General features: G+C 72.8%; 15 protein-coding genes. 12 read left to right on the top strand and 3 right to left on the bottom strand.

The window, feature by feature from the left end; translation table 11 throughout:
• The first annotated feature begins 48 nt into the window (after window positions 1–48).
• The 12 genes from CFT82_RS02000 to CFT82_RS01945 all read left to right on the top strand — a co-directional run bounded on the left by CFT82_RS02000 (window position 49) and on the right by CFT82_RS01945 (window position 16,330).
• Entirely contained in the window at window positions 49–3,057 is a 3,009-nt protein-coding gene (locus tag CFT82_RS02000; protein WP_088817416.1) for a Na+/H+ antiporter subunit A, read from the top strand.
• Window positions 3,054–3,674: a Na(+)/H(+) antiporter subunit C gene (locus CFT82_RS01995; protein ID WP_088817415.1), complete on the top strand. Its 621-nt coding sequence runs from the start codon at window positions 3,054–3,056 to the stop codon at window positions 3,672–3,674. The genes CFT82_RS02000 and CFT82_RS01995 overlap by 4 nt, the downstream gene beginning before the upstream one ends.
• 2 nt (window positions 3,675–3,676) lie before the next feature.
• A complete protein-coding gene (locus CFT82_RS01990; protein WP_088817414.1) occupies window positions 3,677–5,251 on the top strand; it encodes a Na+/H+ antiporter subunit D in 1,575 nt (524 codons plus the stop codon).
• A complete protein-coding gene (locus tag CFT82_RS01985) occupies window positions 5,251–5,766 on the top strand; it encodes a Na+/H+ antiporter subunit E (protein ID WP_088817413.1) in 516 nt (171 codons plus the stop codon). The genes CFT82_RS01990 and CFT82_RS01985 overlap by 1 nt, the downstream gene beginning before the upstream one ends.
• Before the next feature lies 1 nt (window position 5,767).
• Entirely contained in the window at window positions 5,768–6,091 is a 324-nt protein-coding gene (locus CFT82_RS01980) for a monovalent cation/H+ antiporter complex subunit F (RefSeq protein ID WP_234994229.1), read from the top strand.
• Window positions 6,088–6,417, top strand: a complete 330-nt coding sequence (mnhG, locus tag CFT82_RS01975) for a monovalent cation/H(+) antiporter subunit G (protein ID WP_407656016.1) — start codon at window positions 6,088–6,090, stop codon at window positions 6,415–6,417. Before CFT82_RS01980 ends, mnhG begins: the two co-directional genes overlap by 4 nt.
• The gene (hrpA, locus tag CFT82_RS01970; protein WP_088817411.1) at window positions 6,410–10,543 is read left to right on the top strand and encodes an ATP-dependent RNA helicase HrpA; all 4,134 of its coding nucleotides are present in this window, start codon (window positions 6,410–6,412) and stop codon (window positions 10,541–10,543) included. The genes mnhG and hrpA overlap by 8 nt, the downstream gene beginning before the upstream one ends.
• Window positions 10,544–10,624: 81 nt before the next feature.
• Window positions 10,625–11,785 carry a PAC2 family protein gene (locus CFT82_RS01965; protein ID WP_088817410.1) on the top strand — a complete coding sequence of 387 codons (1,161 nt, stop codon included), beginning with the start codon at window positions 10,625–10,627 and terminating at the stop codon, window positions 11,783–11,785.
• 95 nt (window positions 11,786–11,880) lie between these two features.
• The gene (locus CFT82_RS01960) at window positions 11,881–12,606 is read left to right on the top strand and encodes an EcsC family protein (protein ID WP_088817409.1); all 726 of its coding nucleotides are present in this window, start codon (window positions 11,881–11,883) and stop codon (window positions 12,604–12,606) included.
• Between the two features lie 114 nt (window positions 12,607–12,720).
• Complete coding sequence (locus CFT82_RS01955) at window positions 12,721–13,860, top strand: DUF4192 family protein (protein ID WP_088817408.1); 1,140 nt, start codon at window positions 12,721–12,723, stop codon at window positions 13,858–13,860.
• Between the two features lie 34 nt (window positions 13,861–13,894).
• A complete protein-coding gene (locus CFT82_RS01950) occupies window positions 13,895–14,305 on the top strand; it encodes a universal stress protein (protein WP_088817407.1) in 411 nt (136 codons plus the stop codon).
• Between the two features lie 393 nt (window positions 14,306–14,698).
• Window positions 14,699–16,330, top strand: coding sequence for an RNA polymerase sigma factor (locus tag CFT82_RS01945; protein WP_088818273.1), 1,632 nt, complete (start codon window positions 14,699–14,701; stop codon window positions 16,328–16,330).
• 95 nt (window positions 16,331–16,425) lie between these two features.
• On the opposite strand, the gene CFT82_RS01940 is transcribed toward CFT82_RS01945, so the two are convergent.
• The 3 genes from CFT82_RS01940 to CFT82_RS01930 are packed head-to-tail and all read right to left on the bottom strand — an operon-like array spanning window position 16,426 to window position 21,099.
• The gene (locus CFT82_RS01940) at window positions 16,426–18,816 is read right to left on the bottom strand and encodes a transglutaminase family protein (protein ID WP_088817406.1); all 2,391 of its coding nucleotides are present in this window, start codon (window positions 18,814–18,816) and stop codon (window positions 16,426–16,428) included.
• Entirely contained in the window at window positions 18,813–20,132 is a 1,320-nt protein-coding gene (locus CFT82_RS01935) for a DUF58 domain-containing protein (RefSeq protein WP_088817405.1), read from the bottom strand. Before CFT82_RS01935 ends, CFT82_RS01940 begins: the two co-directional genes overlap by 4 nt.
• A 10-nt stretch (window positions 20,133–20,142) precedes the next feature.
• Window positions 20,143–21,099, bottom strand: a complete 957-nt coding sequence (locus CFT82_RS01930) for an AAA family ATPase (protein WP_088818272.1) — start codon at window positions 21,097–21,099, stop codon at window positions 20,143–20,145.
• Between the last annotated feature and the right edge of the window lie 85 nt (window positions 21,100–21,184).

Below are 21,184 nucleotides of genomic sequence, written 5' to 3'. Positions count from 1 at the left end.
GTAGACTCCCTCCACGTCCCGCCCGTCGTCGACCCCCTGGGGGTGCCTGTGCTCGCGCTGATCGTCGCGCACCTCGTGGCTGCCCTGCTCGCACCCCTCCTGGTGTCGCGGATCGGCTCGAAGGCCTTCATCCCGCTGGCGATCCCCTCTGCCGTCTCCGCCGGCTGGCTGCTCACGAAAGCACCGGTCGTCCACGGTGGGGGAGCCCACCCGCAGCACGCGGTCGGGCGCGGCACCGAACACCTCCCGCCGGCCGTCACCGAGCACCACGCCTGGGTGGCCGAGCTCCAGATGCACCTGGACTTCCGGCTCGACGCCCTCTCCTGGCTGCTGGCCATGGTGGTCGTGGCCGTCGGCACCCTCGTCCTGCTCTACTGCGTCGGCTACTTCGACGACGACGAGCCGGGCCTGGGCCTGTTCGCCGGCTCCCTGACGGCCTTCGCCGGGGCCATGCTCGGCCTGGTCACCACGGACAACCTGCTCGTCCTCTACGTCTTCTGGGAGCTCACCTCGCTGCTGAGCTTCCTGCTCATCGGGCACCGCATCGCCTCCCGCCACTCGCGCTCGGCGGCCATGGAGGCCCTGGTCATCACCGCATCGGGCGGTCTGGCCATGCTCGTGGGCATCATCGCCCTGGGGCAGGCGGCCGACACCTACCTCATCAGCGAGATCCTCGCCGACCCGCCGGCCGTCGACACGCAGGTCACCTGGGCGGTCGTCCTCCTGCTGGCCGGTGCGTTCACGAAGTCGGCGATGGTGCCCTTCCACTTCTGGCTGCCCGGCGCCATGGCCGCCCCCACCCCGGTGAGCGCCTACCTGCACGCCGCGGCGATGGTGAAGGCCGGCATCTACCTCGTGGCCCGCCTCGCCCCCGTCTTCGCCGACCTGGCCGTGTGGAAGTGGGCCGTGCTGCTGCTCGGCGGACCGACCATGCTGCTCGGCGCCTGGCGATCCCTGCGGCAGGTCGACATCAAGCTCGTCCTGGCCTACGGCACCGTCAGCCAGCTGGGCTTCCTCGTGCTCGTCGTCGGCCACGGCACGCAGTCGGCCGCCCTGGCCGGCCTCACCCTGCTGCTGGCCCACGCTCTCTTCAAGGGCTCGCTCTTCCTCGTGGTCGGTGCGATCGACCACTGCACCGGCACCCGTGACCTGCGCCGTCTCTCCGGGCTCCGGCGCTCGATGCCGATCCTCTTCGTGACCGCCTGCGTCTCCGCGGCCTCCATGGCGGGCCTGCCCCCGCTGCTGGGCTTCGTGAGCAAGGAGGGCGCCTACACGACCTTCGACCCCACCGTCCACGGGTGGTGGTCCCTGGAGGGTGCGACCTTCGCCTTCCTGCTCGTCGGCTCGATGATGACCTTCGCCTACTCGGCGCGGTTCGTCTGGGGCGCCTTCCGCACCCAGCGGCACAAGGAGCCGACCCCGGTCCACGCCCCCGGGTTCTTCCTGCAGCTCAGCCCGGCGCTGCTCGCCGTGGCCACGGTCGTGCTCGGTCTGACCAGCAAGACCGTGCTCGAGCCGCGCCTGGCCAACTACACGGCCTTCTGGCAGCCCGACGAGCACCCGCTGCACCTGGGGCTCTGGCACGGGTGGACGCCGGTGCTGGCCTTCACCGCCGTGACCTTCGCGGTCGGTCTGCTGCTCCACCTGAACCGGCGCACGATCAACGACTTCCAGCGCGCCATCCTCGAGCTGGAGCTGCCCAGCGCCAACCGGGGCTTCGTGCTCTCGATGCGGGCAGTGGACTTCCTGGCGCTCACCCTGACGGGTGCCGTCCAGCGCGGCTCGCTGGCCGTGAGCCTGGGGATGATCTTCACCGTCTTCGCCGCGATCCCGCTGGGTGTGTTCGTCCTGCAGGACGTCCCGGTGCCGACCCACTTCCGCCTCATGGACTCGTGGGCCCAGTTCGGCGTCTGCCTCGTGGTCTGCGCCGCGGCCCTCTGGGCGGCCGCCTCCACCCGCCGCATGCGGGCGGTGATCCTCACCGGTGTCACCGGGTACGGCGCTGCCGCCCTCTTCATGCTCTACGGCGCCCCGGACCTGGCCCTCACCCAGCTCATGGTCGAGAGCATCTCCATCGTGGTCTTCGTCCTGGTGCTGCGGCGCATGGCCGGCCGCTTCCCGGACACGGCCCGCCCCCGCGAGCAGGGGGCCCGCATCCTCATCTCCGTGGGCGTGGCCGGTCTGGTGGCCGCCGCCGGCCTGGTCGCCGCCGCGGCCCGGATGCACGAGCCGGTGTCCACGCAGTTCCACGAGACGGCCTACACCAAGGGTGGCGGGCACAACATCGTCAACGTGATCCTCGTGGACACCCGTGGCTGGGACACGATGGGTGAGATCGCGGTCGTGCTCGTCTGCGCCACTGGTGTGGCCAGCCTGATCTTCCTCCGGGAGGAGGTCCTGGAGAACTACCGGGCGGCGATGTCCGCCGCCCGCGGGCGGCGTGCGGACCACGTGGAGCCCAGCAGCGGTGGGAGCCGGTGGCTGGCCGACGCCTCGCACATGCGCCCGACGCGCCGTTCGGCCCTGCTCGAGGTCGTCACCCGCCTGGTCTTCCACGGCATGGTGGTGTGGAGTCTCTACGTGCTGCTCGTGGGCCACGACGCCCCCGGCGGCGGTTTCGCCGGCGGCCTCATCGCCACCCTGGCTCTGACCGTCCGCTACCTGGCCGGCGAGGGGGACGAGCTGCGGGCGGCCGCCCCGGTCCTCTCCGGCACGCTCATGGGCAGCGGCCTCTTCCTGGCCGTCACCACCGGTGTGCTGGGCATGATGGCCGGCGGAGAGCCGCTGCAGAGCTGGACCTTCGATCTCGACTTCCCCGTGCTCGGGCACCTGCACCTGGTCACCCCAGCGTTCTTCGACATCGGCGTGTACCTGGTCGTGCTCGGCATGGGCGTGGGGCTGCTCACCAGCCTCGGTGACGGCATGGACCGCCAGATCGCCGCCGAGAAGGAGGGCACGGACCGCGACGCCCTCTCGCGCCACGCGGACGACGAGTTCGAGCGCTACGGCCTGCGCCACACCGATCTGCCCGTCGAACGTCCGGAGGTCGACGCATGAGCACCGCCATGGCCCCCTCGCTCATCCTGGTGCTCACCGGCGCCCTCCTTGTGGGGTGCGGGGTGTACCTGCTCCTCGCCCGGTCGATGGTGCGGATGCTGCTGGGCTTCGTGCTCCTCGGCAATGGGGTGAACCTGGTCTTCCTGGCCGTCTCCTCGCCCCCTGGCCTGCCCCCGCTGGTCGGGGAGGTCGACCCGGAGCGGATGGCCGACCCGCTGCCGCAGGCGATGATGCTCACGGCCATCGTCATCTCGCTGGGACTGGTTTCCTTCCTGCTGGCGCTGGCGCACCGCTCCTGGGAGCTGTCGGGCACCGACCGGGTGACGGTCGACCCGGAGGACCTGCGCATCGTCATGCGGGCCGACCGGCAGGACATGTCCGGCTCGGACTTCACCGGGGACGACGACCTCACCCCGGACGACATCGATGACGAGGACCTCGACGCCGAGGGCGACCACTACATGCAGATGGCCGTCCGCCGCTACCGGGAGCGCCGCCGCGAGACGCGACAGGCCCGGGCCCGGGCCTTCCGGCCCCGGGAGGGGCGCGGGAGCCCGGTGGTGGTGCCGCGCCTCGGGGCGCGGCGTCTCAAGGACGACGAGGAGGGACGACCGTGACGATGCCGCACGAGGTCTCCTTCATCGTCCCGCTGCTCGTCATGCTGCCGCTGGTGGCCGCCGGGCTGACGCTGGTGGCCGCCAACCGGATCACCGTTCAGCGGGCCATCTCCACCACGGTCATGACCGTCTGCCTGGCCGGCTCCGGGGTGCTCCTGTGGGCCGCCGACACGCGGGGCCCGCAGGTGGTCCCTACCGCCGGCTGGGTGCCCTACGAGGGCTTGGTCCTCGTCGTGGACCGGCTCTCGGCCCTCATGCTCATCGTCGGGTTCACGGTGATCCTCGGCGTGCTGCTCTACTCCAACGGCGAGGGCCGCGCCGCCTTCGACCACGAGCAGGGCGGGGAGTCGCCGCTGCCGGTCTTCCACCCCAGCCTCATGGTGCTGGCCGCCGGTGTGGCCACCACCTTCGTCTCCGGCGACCTCTTCCACATCTACGTCGGCTTCGAGGTGCTGCTCGGCGCGAGCTTTGTGCTGCTCACCCTCGGCGGGACCGCCTCACGCGTCCGGGCGGGTGTGACCTACGCCTTCGTCTCCCTGCTGAGCTCCACGATCTTCCTGCTCTCGGTGGCCCTCATCTACACCGCCACCGGCACGGTGAACCTCGCCCAGCTGGCCGACCGGATGGCCGACCTGCCGCAGGGGACCCAGATCCTCCTGCAGGCCATGCTGCTCGTCGGCTTCGCGGTCAAGGCAGCGGTCTTCCCGATGTCGAGCTGGCTGCCGGACTCCTACCCGACGGCCCCGGCCCCGGTCACGGCTGTCTTCGCCGGGCTGCTCACCAAGGTGGGCGTCTACGCGATGATCCGCACCCAGACCCTCGTCTTCCCCGGGGACGTCATGCAGGACCTCCTGCTGTGGGCGGCCCTGCTCACCATGGTCGTGGGCATCTTGGGCGCCGTGGCACAGACCGAGATGAAGCGCATGATCAGCTTCACGCTCGTGAGCCACATCGGCTACATGCTCTTCGGCCTGGCCATCGGGACCGCCGCGGGCGTCGGGGCGGCGATCTTCTACGTGATCCACCACATCATCGTCCAGGCCACCCTCTTCCTGGTGACCGGCATGGTGCAGCGGCGGACCGGGGTGAGCACGCTCGACCGCCTCGGCGGGTTGATCCGGACCGCCCCGTGGATCGCGGTGCTGTGGTTCGTGCCGGCCATGAACCTCGCGGGCATCCCGCCCTTCTCGGGTTTCATCGGCAAGGTGGGGCTCATGGAGGCCGCCGCCGAGGTGGGCACCCCGATGATGTGGCTCATGATCGTCGCGAGCGTCGTCACCTCCGTGCTCACCCTGTACGCCATCGCCAAGACCTGGGCGAAGTCCTTCTGGGGCGCCGAGGCCAAGGAGCCGGGCATGGGTCAGCGCCGGGAGCACATCGGGGCGGGGCTGTTCGTGCCCGCCGGTGCGATGGTCCTGGTGAGCGTGGCCCTCACCGTCTTCGCCGGGCCGCTCTACGCCGTGTCCGAGCGGGCCGGGCAGGACCTGGTGGACCGTGAGCCGTACACCGACGCGGTGGCCGACGTCGCGCGCGACGTGGCCCAGCACTACCCGGAGCCCGCGGGAGGTGACCACTGATGCCCGGACGTCTCCAGGCGCTGCCCCTGCTCTGGCTCGTACTGCTGTGGATGGTCTTCTGGCAGAGCTGGTCGCCGATGGTGGTCTTCGGCGGGCTGGTCTTCGCCGTGGCCGTCTCGAGGCTCTCGCCGCTGCCTCGCATGCAGGTCAACGCCACCCTCCGTCCGTGGCCCTTCGTAGTGCTCGTGGCCGTCTTCCTGAGGGACCTCGTCCTGGCTGTGCTCCAGGTGGCCGCGATGGTGCTGCTGCCCGGCCGGCGCACCGACGCGGCGATCGTCGAGGTCGTCTTCCAGGCCGAGGAGGAGCTCTTCCAGACCATCGCCTCGGAGCTCATCACCCTCGTGCCGGGCACCATGGTCATCGACGTCGACGTGGAGCGGCGCCTGGCGACCGTCCATGCCCTGGGCGTGCGCACCCCGGAGGACGCCGAGGCGATCCGCCGGGACTGCCTGGCCCAGGAGGAGCGCGTCCTCGCCGCCTTCGACGCCGACCACGACCCGCGGAAGGGGAACTGACGTGGACGCACTCACCGTGCTGCTGGCCGTCTCCGCCGGGGTGCTTGTCCTGGCCTCGGCCCTGGCGCTGTACCGGATCGCGGCCGGACCGACCGCCCTGGACCGGATCGTGGCCTCGGACGTGCTCGTGAGCGTGCTGCTGGGGATGTTCTGCCTGGTGGGCGCCTGGTGGCGCCTGCCGCAGGTCGTGACCGTGCTCATGTCGCTGGCCCTGGTGGCCTTCCTCGGCGGGGTCGCCGTGGCCCGCTACGCCGCCCGGGACCGAGACTCCGGCTGGGCCCGGGACGACCGGGTCGACATGTCCGCCGACGGGAGGCCCTCGTGATCGAGATCGTCGAGACCACCGGGGGTGTGCTGATGCTCCTGGGGTCGCTCACCTCGCTGCTGGCCGCCGTGGGTCTGCTGCGCTTCCCGGACCTGCTCACCCGCATGCACGCCGCCACCAAGCCGCAGAGCCTGGGGCTGATCCTCCTGGCGGCTGGGCTGGGGTGTGTCCTGCGCGACCCGTGGGTCTGGGTGCTGCTGACTCTCGTGGTGCTCTTCCAGTTCCTCACCGTGCCGGTGGCCGCCCACATGGTGGGCCGCGGCAGCCTGCGCACCGGTCAGGTGCGACTGCCGGTCCACCGGGACCCGGCGGATCGGCATGACTGAGGGTTCCCCGCGCCGCGGCAGGGGGAGGGGCCGGGGCCGTGGAGGCCGTGGGGGACGGGGTGCCCCGCGGGGTGGCCCCCGCCCGCTGACCCCCGAGCAGGTCGAGGCCCGTCGGGCGTCGGTGCCGGAGCTCACCTGGCCCGACCTGCCGGTCGTCGAGCGCAAGGACGAGCTGGCCGCGGCGATCCGGGACCACCAGGTGGTCGTCGTCGCCGGTGAGACTGGATCGGGCAAGACGACCCAGCTGCCGAAGATCTGCCTGGAGATCGGCCGCGGCGTCACCGGGATGATCGGCCACACCCAGCCCCGCCGCATCGCGGCGCGCTCGGTGGCCGACCGCATCGCCGAGGAGCTGGGCGTCGACCTGGAGGACCCGAAGGGGCCGGTCGGCTACCAGGTGCGCTTCACCGACACCTCCAGCCCGGCCACGCTCGTCAAGGTGATGACCGACGGCATCCTGCTCAACGCGATGCAGCACGACCGGGACCTGCGCGCCTACGACACGCTGATCATCGACGAGGCGCACGAGCGCAGCCTCAACATCGACTTCATCCTCGGTTACCTGCACCAGCTGCTGCCGCGGCGCCCCGACCTGAAGGTGATCATCACCTCGGCGACGATCGACCCGGAGCGCTTCGCCGCCCACTTCGCCGACACCGACGGGGAGCCCGCGCCGATCATCGAGGTCTCCGGGCGCACCTACCCGGTGGAGATCCGCTACCGCCCGCTGAGCCACGAGGACCGCTCGAACGTCGACGCGCTGGTCGAGGAGGGCTACGACGAGTCCACCTACGCCGAGGACGAGATCGACCAGGTCACGGGCATCGCCGAGGCGGTCCAGGAGCTGTGGACCGAGGACATCCCGGCCGACGACCCGCGCCCGCAGGACCGGGACGTCCTGGTGTTCTGCTCCGGGGAGCGGGAGATCCGCGACGCCGCCGACCACCTGGAGGGGCTCAAGCTGCCCGGCACCGAGATCCTGCCCCTGTACGGGCGGCTCTCGGCGGCCGAGCAGCAGCGCGTCTTCAAGCCCCACGGCGGGCGCCGCGTGGTGCTGGCCACGAATGTCGCCGAGACCTCCCTCACCGTGCCCGGCATCCGCTACGTGGTGGACACCGGGACCGCGCGCATCTCCCGCTACAGCCAGCGGCTCAAGGTGCAGCGCCTGCCCATCGAGAAGATCTCGCAGGCCTCGGCCAACCAGCGCGCCGGCCGCTCCGGCCGCGTCTCGGCGGGCATCTGCATCCGCCTGTACTCGCAGGAGGACTTCGAGGCCCGCCCGGAGTTCACCGACCCGGAGATCGCCCGTACCTCGCTGGCCAGCGTCATCCTCCAGATGGCCCACCTGGGGCTGGGCGACGTGGAGCGCTTCGGGTTCGTGGACCGCCCGGACCCGCGGCAGGTCACCGACGGCCTGCGCCTCCTCCACGAGCTGGGGGCCGTCACCCGGGAGACCGCCTCCCGGGGCGGCGTCATCCGGCTCACCAGGCTCGGCCGGGAGCTGGCCCGCATCCCCGCCGACCCCCGGCTGGCACGGATGCTCGTGGAGGCCCACCGACGGGGTGCCCTGGCCGAGGTGCTCGTCATCGTGGCCGGGCTGTCCATCCAGGACCCGCGGGAGCGCCCCGCCGAGAAGCGCGACCGGGCCGACCAGCTGCACGCCCGGTTCAAGGACGAGGAGTCGGACTTCGTCGCCCTGCTCAACCTGTGGCAGTACGTGCGGGAGCAGAAGGGCTCGCTGTCGGGCTCGGCCTTCCGGCGCATGTGCCACCGGGAGTTCCTGCACTACCTCCGGCTGCGCGAGTGGGTGGACGTCCACCACCAGCTGCGGCAGGTGGTGCGGCAGATGGGCTGGGAGGACTCCTCCCTCGGCGTGGAGGGCGGGGACTCCCGCCGCACCGAGCACGGCTTCGACCCGGTGGAGCCCGGCAAGGCCGAGCAGATCCACCGCAGCCTGCTGCCCGGCCTGCTCAGCCAGGTGGGGCTGCGGGACCGGGAGACCCGCGACTACCTGGGAGCCCGGGGGGCGCACTTCTCCATCCAGCCCGGCTCCGGGCTCTTCCGCACCCGGCCGGACTGGGTCGTCTCGGCCGAGCTCGTGGAGACCACCCGGCTCTGGGCCCGCACGAACGCCGCCATCGACCCGGCCTGGGTGGAGGAGGCCGCCGAGCACCTCGTGAAGAAGCAGTACTCCGAGCCCCGGTGGTCGGCCAAGCGGGCCTCGGCCGTGGCCGACGAGCGCGTCACCCTGCTCGGCATCCCGCTGGTGGCCGGTCGGATGGTGGGGCTGGCGAAGGTCGACCCGGCGCTGGCCCGGGAGCTCTTCATCCGGCACGCCCTGGTGGAGGGGGACTGGAGCACCGGACACGCCTTCTGGGCCCACAACAAGAAGGTGCTGGCGGAGGTCGAGCAGCTCGAGGCCCGCTCCCGCCGCCGCGACCTGCTGGACGACCAGGCCCTCTTCGACTTCTACGACCAGCGTCTCCCGGCCGAGGTGGTCTCCAGGGCGCACTTCGAGAGCTGGTGGAAGAAGCACCGCCGGGAGGAGCCGGAGCTCCTCGACCTCTCGCTGGAGGCCATCACCGGGGACGATGCCGAGACGGTGGACGCCGGGGCCTTCCCGACGAGCTGGGAGCAGGGCGAGCTGGTCCTGCCGCTGACCTACCAGTTCGAGCCGGGCAGCGACGCCGACGGGGTGACCGCCCACCTCACCCTCAGCCAGCTCAACCGGGTGGTCGACGAGGGCTTCGACTGGCAGGTCCCCGGGCTGCGCGAGGAGCTGGCCGTGGCCCTGCTGCGCTCCCTGCCCAAGGCGGTGCGGCGCTCCTTCGTGCCGGCCCCGGACCACGCCGCGGCCGCGATGTCGGATCTCCGGGCCGAGCTCGACGAGCAGGCCGGGCAGGCCGCGGCGGTGGGGAACCCGCTGCCGGCGCCGGTGCGGGGGAGCGGCTCCTTCGCCGCCGCCCTGGCCCGCACCCTGATCCGCCGCACCGGCACCCCGCTGGACCCCGCCGACTTCGACCCGACGGCGGTGCCGGCGCACCTGCGGATGACCTTCCGGGTCACCGAGGACACCTCGGCCCGGGGCGGCGGGAAGGCCGGTGGGGGTGGGAGCCGCCGACGGGGGCGGCAGCGTCCGAAGGTGCTGGGGGAGTCCAACGACCTCGCCACCCTCCAGGCCGAGCTCGCCGGGCACCTCCAGCAGGCGGTGGCCGGCGCGGCGGCAGAGCTCACCGCGACCGGCCTCACCGACTGGACGATCGGGGAGCTGCCTGCCCACTTCGAGGCCGATGGCGTGCAGGGCTGGCCGGCCCTCGTCGACGAGGGGCGGACCGCCGGTGTGCAGGTCCTCGCCGACCGGCGGGAGGCCGAGCACGCCCACGCGCTGGGCCTGCGCCGGCTGGTGCTGCTGGCCTTCGACCCGCCGTGGTCGCGGATCCAGCGGACCATCGACAACCGCACGAAGCTGGCCCTCGGGGCGGCCCCCCACGGGTCCACCCAGGCCCTGCTCGAGGACGCCCTGGCCGCCGCGGTGGACTCGGTGGTCGCCGAGCGCCTGGAGCGGGCCGGCGAGGTGCGCGACCGGGCTGCCTTCGACGAGGTCGTGGCGACGGTGAAGCAGCAGTCCGCACCGCGGGTGCTGGAGATGGTGGAGGCCGCCGGCAAGGCGTTGAGCGTGGTGCCCGAGGTCCAGCGCGCGCTGGAGGCCATGACCAGCCCCCGCCTGGCCGGGCTGCGGGCGGACCTGGAGGGGCAGCTGGCCGGGCTGGTCCACCCGACGATGCTCACCGAGATCGGCTACGAGCGGGCCCGCCACCTGCCGCGCTACCTGCAGGGCATGGCGATGCGCGCGGAGAAGGCCCCGACCGACCTGGGTCGGGATGCCGACCGGATGGCCGTCGTGGCCACGGTGGAGCGGGAGCGCCGTGACCTGCTGGCCGGGCTCGACACCCACGAGCGCCACCGCCCGGACGTGCGTGCCCTGCGCTGGATGACCGAGGAGTTGCGGGTCAGCCTCTTCGCCCAGCAGCTCGGCACCGCGCACGCCGTGAGCGAGAAGCGGATCTACGCGGCGATGGACGCCGCGGAGGCAGCCGTGGAACAGACCCGCGCGCAGGGGCGTTGAACCCAGCACCCCGGGGCTCCGTGCCGGGGGAGCAGGACTGACCGGGCCCACCGGCCCGACCGAGGACGCCGAGGAGGACCCGTGCAGGATCCCGCTGAGCTCTTCCGCGTGGTGAACACCGCGGACATCGACCCCCGCACCGTGCGCACGCCCGTCATGTGGCTGGCGACCGGCGGTCTGGTGGACGCCGGCGAGGTCGAGCGCCACGCCGTGGACCACCTGCTGAACACCCTGGAGTCCCGGGTGGTCGCGGAGTTCGACGTCGACGCCCTGCTGGACTACCGGGCCCGCCGCCCGCCGCTCACCTTCCAGCGGGACCGCTACGTCTCGGTGGACTCCCCGCACCTCACCGCCCACCGCGTCACCGACCCGGAGGGGCAGCACTTCCTGCTCGTCACCGGGCCAGAGCCGGACTACCAGTGGGAGCGCTTCACCGCGGCCCTGCTGGAGCTGGCGCGCCAGTTCGGGGTGCGTCGACTGGTCTCCGCCAACGGGGTGCCGATGCAGGTGCCGCACACCCGCCCGACGGGTCTGACCGCCTACGCCTCGGACGCCCGCCTCATCGCCGACCACGCCTCCGTCTTCGGCACCATGCAGGTGCCCGGCCATCTCGACGGCCTGGCCCACCTGCGCTTCGGCGAGGCCGGCTTCGAGACGGTGGGCTTCGCCATCCACGTGCCGGGCTACCTGGCGGACCGGGCGCTGCTCGACGGGACGGTGGCGGCCCTGCACGCGGTGTCCGAGGCCACCGGGATCGTCGTGCCGATGGAGGACCTCGAGGAGCGGGCCGAGCTGAACCGGCGGGAGATCGACACCTTGGTGGAGTCCAACCCGGAGGCGCTGGAGGTGGTGCGCACGATGGAGCAGCAGTTCGACGAGTTCATGAGCCAGCAGCAGCGCCGCAGCCTCACCCCCCATGACGTCGCCAAGCTCCCGAGCCCGGACGAGATCGCCTCCGACCTGGAGAAGTGGCTGGCCTCCGGGGCCACCATGGAGGACGCCCCCAACGAGCAGTCCGTCGGGGAGGAGGAGCCGGGTGACCAACCCGACACCGGCGGCCCGGAGGAGCCGGCCGGAGAGGGTGGGGAGGGCGGTTCGCTCAGCGTGGAGCCGGCTGGGGAAGCCACTGCGCCGGAGGAGGATTTCGGCGGTCCCGGAGCTCCCGGGGACGGCTCGCAGGACGACCCGGAGGAGGGCCCCGAGCCCCCTGCCCGGGGTGGGTCGACCTCCCTGTGGACCTGAGGCCCGGCGGGAACTCGACTAGTTTCGGTACCCGGACGGGCGGCGCCGCGGCGCCGGCCACCTGACCTGACCCAGAGTGACCCACAGGAGGAGTCATGGGGATTTTCTCGTTCGGCAAGGACACCGAGACCAAGCAGCTGGAGCGTCGCGCTGCCGCCGAGGCCGCGATGCAGGCCCAGGACCCGGGGATGGCCGACAAGGCCGCCCGGGCGATGGCCGACCGCCTCCTCAAGCTCGGCATCGACGGTGTCGGGCCCGTCGACTCCGCCAAGGAGACCGCTGAGAAGGCCCTCCTGGAGGCGAAGGGCGATCGTGGCCGGGCCGAGGAGATCATCGCCAAGCAGCACTTCCGGAAGATCGCGGCCGGCGGCTTCGTCACCGGTCTGGGTGGCCTCATCACCATGCCGGTGGCCATCCCCGCCAACATCCTGGAGTTCTACCTGCTCACCACGCGTGCCATCGCCTCGATCGCGCACCTCCGTGGTCACGACGTGGACCAGCCCGAGCTCCGGTCGGCGGTGCTGCTGAGCCTCATCGGGTCCGACGCCCGCGACGTGCTCGTGGCGGCCGGCCTGCCGGGCACGATCGCCGGGGGCGGGCGCCTGTCCTCGCTGGCCTCGCGGCAGCTGCCGGCCCCGGTGCTCATGGTGGTCAACAAGGCCGTGGGCTTCCGCCTGGTGGCCCAGGGCGGGCAGAAGATCCTCTCCCGCCTGGGCAAGCTCATCCCGGTCGCCGGCGGTGTCATCGGGGCCGGTCTGGACAGCTACCTGTTCAACCAGATCCTCGACAACGCCCGCACCGAGTTCCCGGCGAAGGCCTGACGGGCGGGGCCCCTCGGCCGGGTGCCGCTACTCGGCCGAACGCCCCGTCTGCACACCCACAGGTCCCGGCCCCGCACCCTCCGCAGGAGGGCGCGGGGCCGGTGTCATGGGGGCATGACGACGACAACGAGAGTCCGAGACGTCCCCGACCTGCTGGCCGTGGTGCCGCTGCTGCTGGGCTTCGAACCCGCTCGCGCGGCGGTGCTCCTGAGCCCCACGCCCAGCGGCCACGTCGCCCTGCAGCGGGTCCCGCTGCCGGATGACCCGCTGGCCCTGGGGGAGGACCCCCTGGAGGCGGCGGTCGGCCTCCTGGGCGCGGTCCGGGCGGGGCTGCCCGAGCCGCCGGCGGGCCCCACCTCCCTGGTGGTCTATCTCGACGACCCGGGGGACCTGCTGGTCGTGGGGCCGGTGCTGGAGCAGGTGGCCGACCGGCTGTGGGCCGCCGGCCGGGAGGTGGTGGGCCCGGTGGTGGTCTGCGAGGGGGTGTGGTGGGTCCCGGAGTGCTCCTGCGACGACCCCTTCTGCGGTGAGCCGGCCCCGGTGCCCCTGCCCCACGAGTCCGCCGCGGCCACGGCGCTCGTGGCGGCCGGGGCGGTGGTCCACGGGAGCGTCGAGGCGATGCTGGCACCGTGGTCCGTCCGGGACGAGCGGCCCGCGGGGGAGGAGCTCCTGGCTGGGGCGGAGGCAGCCTGGACCTCGGGCCGACCGGCGGAGGAGCTGTGGCCGGAGGCCTTCGCGGCCGTGGGGCGGATGCTCGTCGAGGGCGACTGGGCACCGGACGACGGGGAGCTCGCCCGGGTGCTGCACGTCCTGGCCGACGTGCAGGCCCGGGACGCGGTCATCGCCTTCGTGCGCCCGCAGGACCTGCCGGCCTCCCTGCTCGACGAGCGGGTGTGGGCCGTGGCCTCCGAGGTGCTCACCGAGGCCGTGGACGGGCACGAGACCCCGTCGACGGCGGAGAGCTGGCGCGCCCACCCCCTGACCAGCAATCTCCGTGCGGCCCTGGCCAGGACCCCCTGGTCGATGAGTGCCCCCCTGGCCTGCCTGGCCGCGGTGTGGGCCTGGGGGCACGGCGACGGGCTGGTGGCCCGGCACCTGTGCGAGCGGGCCCTGCGCGCCGACCCCGCGCACCGGCTCGCCGGACTCGTCCTGCAGCTGGTCCACCACGGCATCCGGATGGACGGCACCCGTCCCGGTCACGATCCGGACACCGATCCCGCCCGACATGGTGCGGAATCCGGCGGTCGCGCCTAGGGTGAGCGCACCACCCGATCCAGGAAGGGCTGAGATGGCTGTCATCGTGGGATACATCGCCTCCGACGAGGGGCGAGCCGCACTGCGGCACGGCACGCAGGAAGCGATTCGTCGCCAGGAGCCGCTGGTCGTCGTGCACACCGTGCGCAGCGGCAAGGGTTCGGGGGCGGACGCCACCCGGGCCTTCGTCCGGGAGCTGGAGAACGCAGAGGACGCCCTCCGGGACGCCGGTGTCGAGCTCAAGCGACTGGACTTCGACCGGGGCAACGAGCCGGCCGAGGACCTCGTGGAGGTGGCCCGGGACGAGATGGACGGTGATGCCCAGCCGATCATCGTCATCGGTCTGCGTCGGCGCACGCCCGTGGGCAAGCTGTTCCTGGGGTCCAACGCCCAGCGCATCCTGCTCGAGGCGCCCTGCCCGGTCGTCGCGGTCAAGGCGGCCTGAGGCCCGCCCCGCCGCGTGCGGCAGCGGCTCGGCGAGGGGTCCCGGAGCGGTTCCGGGGCCCCTCGCCGGCGTCTGTCAAGGGGGTCCGGGAGACAATCCCCGGAGCGTTTTTTATAATGGTGGTGTACTCCTCGGATCCAGCACCGGATCCACCACCGGATCCACCCGACAGGAAGTCCCCTCCGGGACGGGTGGGCGACATGTTCGCCCTCCCCGCCACGTCCTCCGTCGTTCTGACGGTCGGACTCCTCATGTTCTCGTCGCGGTGATCCGTCGTGCCCTCATCGTCGCCCGGAAGGACCGAAGACCGTGGCCTCCAAGACCTCCGACACCAGCAGCACCGAGCAGGAGCGCGAGGTGAGCGAGCCCGTCACCGCCGTCCTGGGGAAGCAGCTGCTGGACAAGCCGGGCCTCATCGAGTTCGTGGAGGGAGCCGTCCAGGACGGCAAGGTCTCCACCGACAAGGTCAAGGCGGCCATCGAGACCGCCGGCCTGACCGTGCACCAGTCGCAGCGCTTCCTGAAGAACCTCAGCTCGCAGGGGGTGGACGTGCACTTCGACCAGGAGACGGCTGCCCGCCTCGCGCAGGAGCAGAAGGGCACCACGCGCCGCCGCTCCACCACGCGCAAGTCCTCCACGGCGAAGACGACCACCACGAAGTCCTCGACCGCCAAGTCCGCGACGACCAAGACGGCGACGAAGTCGACCACGGCCAAGTCGACGACGGCGAAGAGCACGGCCAAGAGCACCACCACGTCGGGCGGTTCCGCGGCCGCGAGCACCACCCGCAAGACCACGAAGGCCGCGGCGGGCACGAAGTCGACGGCGAAGAAGACCACCGCCAAGACCACCGCCAAGAGCGCGGCGAAAAAGACGAACGCCCGCAACGCTGCGGCCGACGCCCCGGAGCTCGACGAGATCGCGGCCGAGGACGAGGCCGAGGAGCTGGCCGCCCAGGGGGAGAAGAGCACGCGGGAGCTCGTCGCCGGCGAGATCTCGCAGGCGGCTCCCAAGAAGGTCACGAAGAGCGACGGGTCCGAGTCGGAGTCCACCGGGTTCGTCCTGCGCGCCGACGACGAGGACGACGCCCCGGCCCAGCAGGTCGTCACCGCCGGCGCCACGGCCGACGCGGTGAAGGACTACCTGAAGCAGATCGGCAAGGTCGCCCTGCTCAACGCCGAGCAGGAGGTGGACCTGGCCAAGCGCATCGAGGCCGGCCTGTTCGCCGAGCAGAAGCTCAACTCCGGGGAGAAGATCGACGCCAAGCTCAAGCGTGAGCTGTGGTGGATCGCCTCGGACGGCAAGAACGCGAAGAACCACCTGCTGGAGGCCAACCTGCGTCTGGTGGTGTCGCTGGCGAAGCGCTACACCGGGCGCGGCATGCTCTTCCTGGACCTCATCCAGGAGGGCAACCTCGGCCTGATCCGTGCGGTGGAGAAGTTCGACTACACCAAGGGCTACAAGTTCTCGACCTATGCCACCTGGTGGATCCGGCAGGCGATCACCCGTGCGATGGCCGACCAGGCGCGCACGATCCGCATCCCGGTACACATGGTGGAGGTCATCAACAAGCTGGCCCGCGTGCAGCGCCAGATGCTGCAGGACCTGGGCCGCGAGCCCACCCCGGAGGAGCTCGCCCAGGAGCTCGACATGACCCCGGAGAAGGTCGTCGAGGTGCAGAAGTACGGCCGTGAGCCGATCTCCCTGCACACCCCCCTGGGTGAGGACGGCGACTCCGAGTTCGGTGACCTCATCGAGGACTCCGAGGCCGTGGTGCCCTCGGACGCGGTGAGCTTCACGCTTCTGCAGGAGCAGCTGCACTCGGTGCTCGACACCCTCTCCGAGCGTGAGGCCGGTGTCGTCTCGATGCGCTTCGGCCTGGCCGACGGTCAGCCCAAGACGCTGGACGAGATCGGTCGGGTGTACGGCGTGACGCGTGAGCGGATCCGTCAGATCGAGTCCAAGACGATGTCCAAGCTGCGCCACCCGAGCCGCTCCCAGGTCCTCCGCGACTACCTGGACTGAGATTCGGTAGCCCCGCCCCAACCGAGAGCAACCGGTCGACCCCACGACAGTCGTGGGGTCGACCGGTTGCTCTCGGTTGGGGCGGGGCCGGGGGGTCAGCCGGAGGCCGAGGCGGGGAAGAGCGTCCGCCGCCACCGGGCCGCGCCCGACTCGTGGGCGTCCAGCTGCTCCACCAGCTCCTGCCGGGTCGCCTCGGCCTCGGCGCTGCTGCCGGGACCGTCCTCCGCCGTCTCGGTGTCCACCACCGGGGCGGCGTAGCGCTCCTGCTGCACACCCTCGACGAGGCGCTCCAGCGCAGCCCCCTCGGCCTCGGGCCGGGCAGCCACCACGTCGGCGGCCTGCCGCGTCACGGAGTCCACCTCCCGCGTGGCGACCCCACGGTCGAGCAGGTCCAGGCGCAGCTGTTCCCAGGCGGTGGACCACGGTCCGGCCTCCCGCTCCGCGACGGCCGCGCGTGCCCGACGGGCCCGCCAGGGCAGGTAGGCCAGACCCAGCGCCACGAGGGCGGCCAGCCCCAGCAGCAGGAGCAGCGGCACCAGCCAGGCCGGGCGCCCACCCTCCTCCTGCGCATCGTCCTCGTTCGTCGCGGACGACGGGCTGGGGGACGGGCTCGGCGAGGCGGAGGACTCGCTCGGGCTCGGGCTGGGGGAGGGGCTCGGCGAGGCGGAGGACTCGCTCGGGCTCGGCGAGGGGCTCTCCGTGGACCCCACCGGCTGGGAGTACCCCGGGGCGGCCCCGGCCCGGTCGGAAGGGGTCGGCTCGAAGCGGAGCCACCCCACGCCCTCGAAGTAGAGCTCCGGCCAGGCGTGCGCGTCGGCCCGGCGGACCACCCGCTCGTCGCCGAGCTCGGAACCGCGACCCATCTCCTCGCCGAAGGTCTTCTCCCCGGGCAGCAGGCCCATCGCCATGCGCGCCGGGATGCCCTCCTGGCGGGCCATCATCACCATCGCGGTCGCGAAGGGGACGCAGTAACCCTCCTTGGTGCGGAAGAAGGTCTGCACCATCGACTCGCCCTCCTGCGGCTCACCGGCGGAGAGGGAGTACTCGAAGTCGCCGTTGCGCAGGTGGGCCTGGATGGCGCGTGCCTTGTCCAGCGGTGCGGCGTCGGCGGGGACCACCTCGGCGTTCACCTCGGCGAGGGTGGACTGCAGCTCATCCGGGACCTCGAGGGAGGCGGTCGCGTCCTCCGGGAGGCCCCGCTCGTCCTCGGGGAGGTCCTCGGGCACCTCGGGCAGCAGCGAGCTCCCGGTGTAGCGGTTCACCGGCTCCTGCCCCCAGATCGTGTCGGTGAGCGGGTCGGCGACGACGGCGGAGGGGGAGCGCAGGTCCACCGGGAAGGAGGGCGTGGTGACGAACGGGCGCTCGATGCCGTTGGCCGTCACCTCGAAGTCCGTGGTCTCGTGCTCCAGCACGTCCCGCCAGCTCACGGCGGGCAGGGCGTCGGGGGCGGCTCCCTCGACGGCGGCCGGGTCGCGGCGGACCTCCTCGGCCCCGCGGCCCTCCATGGGCACCCACCGGTCGTCCTCGAAGCGCGAGGTGGCGGTGACCCGCAGCGGACCGGGGTCGGCCTCCTCGGTGTGCCAGAGCATCACCGGTCGTTCGTCACCGCTCGCGAGGTCCGAGCGCAGGTCGAGGCTGTCGGTGAAGTCCACCGTCGCCAGGTCCACGCCGTCCACCAGACCACGGCCCACGTGGGCGCTCTCCCGCTCCGGCAGCACGCTCGGCACGGCGAGGGCGGCGACCACCGCGACGCTCGTGACGGCGGCGGCGGTGGCCAGGGCGGCCCCGCGCCCGGCCCGACGGGCGCGGCTGTTCGGGCCGCCCAGGGCGGAGATCTCCGCGGTGTGGTGCGCTGCCAGCAGACCGGCGAAGAGCACCGCCACGAGCACGAACCACCACCACGGCTCGGACTCGCCCCGGTTGGCGGCCAGGGTCACGAAGACCAGCAGCGGGGGCACCACGCCCAGCAGGACGGAGCGGGTCACGTGGATCCCGGCGTCGGACAGCACGACCACCGCGGCGATCACGCAGAGCAGCAGGAGCGTCAGGTCCTCGCGCGCGGGGACGGGCACCGTCTCCGTCGAGAGGTACTCGCCGGCCGACCGGAAGCTGTCGACCACGTGCGTGAGGGTCGAGGGGGTGGGCAGGAAGCCGGCCGCCAGGCTGTCCCCGGCGCCGCGCACCAGGACGTAGCCGAGCGCCCCCACCAGCTGGGTGACGGCGCCGGCCACGCGCGAGCGGGTCAGGGCACGGACCACCGCGGCCAGGGTGACGAGCCCGAGCACCAGGACGATGGCGTCGCGCCACCAGCCGTCGGCGGAGAAGAGCCGGGTGCCCGGCCACATGGTGGCCAGGAGCAGCGCGGCCAGGGCGATCGAGGAGAAGGGCTCCATCGCCTCCCAGCGGTCGAGCCGGTCGCCGGTGTCGCTCTGGGCGCCGCCCGGGTCGAGGGGCTGCGAGACGGAGGGCTGGGTCGGGGTCGTCATCGGCGGTCACCTCGGCTGCTGCTGCGCGTGAGCAGGTCCATGGCCCGCACCACGTCGTCGTCCGTCAGGGACGCGCCGGGGTCCACCGGCCAGTCCATGACCTGCCACCCACCCCGCCGCAGCGCGTGGGCCGCACCACCGCGATCCCGGGTGTCGTTGGCCGCCGCCTCGTCGGCCGGGCGGGCGAGCAGGGCGAACCCACCGTGGGGTGGGTGGCGCTCCCCGAGCTCCCCGACCTCGTCGGCCCGGGTGCCCGCGGTCAGGAGCACGGTGTGGGAGCCGCGGCTCGCGGCGCGGGTGGCCTCCAGGACCAGGCCCTCGGGCCGGTCGGCCACGGGGCGGGCGGCGGAGAGGAGCTCGGCCAACCGGGGGGCCTTCACCGCGGTGCCGTGGTCCCGGCCCGCCAGCGACCCGGTGCAGAGCAGGCGGACCTCCAGGCCCACCTGCTGGGCCGAGCGGGCCAGGGTGGCGGCCACCCGCACCGCTCCCTCGAAGGCCGGGGCGGCGGGGAAGGGGCCGCTGGAGCCGGCCGGGGCCTCGCCCCAGTCGGCTGCCTCGTCGAGGACGATCACCAGCGAGGGGCGGGGCTCGGAGTCGTCCTGACGCACCATGAGCTCTCCGGTGCGCGCGGAGCTGCGCCAGTGGATGCGGCGGATGTCGTCGCCCCGGGAGTACTCGCGCACGTGCGTGGCGTCGACCGTGTCGGTGCTCGGCCGCATGCGGGTGGTCCGCTGCGTGGAGTCGCGCACCACGCGCTGCAGCTGGCGGGCGGGGTGGTCCACCGGCCGGGGGGCGACCGCGACCGTCACCGGCTCGCCGGAGCGGGTCAGGGCCTGGTGGGTCAGACCGAAGGGGTCCGAGCGGTCGATGAGGAGCGGTCCGACCTCGTAGCGGCCCCGGGCCAGCGGCCGCAGCGGGACCTCCACCTGGGTGCCCTCGGCGTCGAGGGTGGTGGTGCCCAGCGTCTGGGCGCCGCCCCAGGTCTCGTGCACCGGCAGGTGCAGCCCCACCGGTTGCCCGGGGAGGGAGGCCGAGGAACGGGTGTCCAGCCGGGCCAGCAGCTCGTCACCGGCCACCGGTGCGCTGGGCTCGACGGTGAGGCGGGTCTGGGTGGAGCGGCTGGCGCCGAGCCCGAGGAGCCAGGTGAGGAGTGGCAGGACCAGCAGGAGCAGGCCGAGCCGGGTGAGATCGGCCAGGGCGAACCACTGACCCACCCCGATCATCACGAGGCCGGCGAAGACCAGGACCCAGCCCCGCAGGGTCAGGCCGGGGAGCTGGCGGGAGTGGGCTCGGGAGCTGACGTGTCGGTGCGGCATGGTGCGGCGGTCAGGCGCCCGGACGGTGCACCGGCACCGAGGACAGGACCTGGGCCACCAGCCGCTGGGCGTCGACGTCGTGCTCGAGGATCAGGCGGTGGGCCAGCACCCAGGGGGCCACGCGCTGGACGTCGTCCGGGGTCACCGCGTCGTGCCCCTGCACGGCGGCGTGGGCGCTGGCGGCGCGCAGCAGCTGCAGGGAGGAGCGGGGGGACGCGCCGAGCACCACGTCGGGGTGCTCGCGGGTGGCGGCGATGAGGTCCACCACGTAGCCGCGGAGGCCCTCGGAGGCGTGGACGCGCTGCGCCCCGGCCACGAGCTCCCGCAGCTGCTCCACGGTCATCACCGGGCGGAGGGCGGCCAGCGGGTCGGCGGTGGCCTGCTCGCCGAGCATCGCCATCTCGGCGGCGCGGGTGGGGTAGCCCAGGGAGGTCTCGCACGTGAAGCGGTCGCGCTGCGCCTCCGGGAGGGCGTAGGTGCCCTCCATCTCGACGGGGTTCTGGGTGGCCATCACGAGGAAGGGGCGGGGGAGGGCGCGGGTCTCCCCGTCGACGGTGACCGTCTGCTCGGCCATCGCCTCCAGCAGCGCGGACTGCGTCTTCGGCGAGGCACGGTTGATCTCGTCGGCCACCACCACGTTCGCGAAGACCGGGCCGGGGTGGAACTCGAACTCGCTGCGGTCGTTGCGCCAGATGCTCACCCCGGTGACGTCGCCGGGGAGCAGGTCGGGGGTGAACTGGATGCGCCCGACGGTCCCGCCGGTGGCCGTCGCCAGGGCGCGGGCCAGCGTGGTCTTGCCCACCCCGGGGACGTCGTGGAGGAGCAGGTGCCCGCCGGCGAAGAGGGTGACCAGGACGGTGTCCATGACCTCGTCGCTGAGGTGCACCACCGAGGAGACGGCGCGCCGCAGGGCGTCCGCTCCCTCGCGGACCTCGGAGACCGGACGAGCGTTCAGGGGTGTCGACATGGGCTCCATGCTGCCACCACCCCGGACGGACCCGCACCCGCCACCCCGTTCCCCACTTTCCTCCACCTCGCCTCCTCCACCTCGC

Origin of the sequence: Kytococcus aerolatus (assembly GCF_900187395.1) — a bacterium.
Taxonomy (GTDB): domain Bacteria; phylum Actinomycetota; class Actinomycetes; order Actinomycetales; family Dermatophilaceae; genus Kytococcus; species Kytococcus aerolatus.
This window is presented reverse-complemented; position numbering and strand designations above follow the sequence as displayed.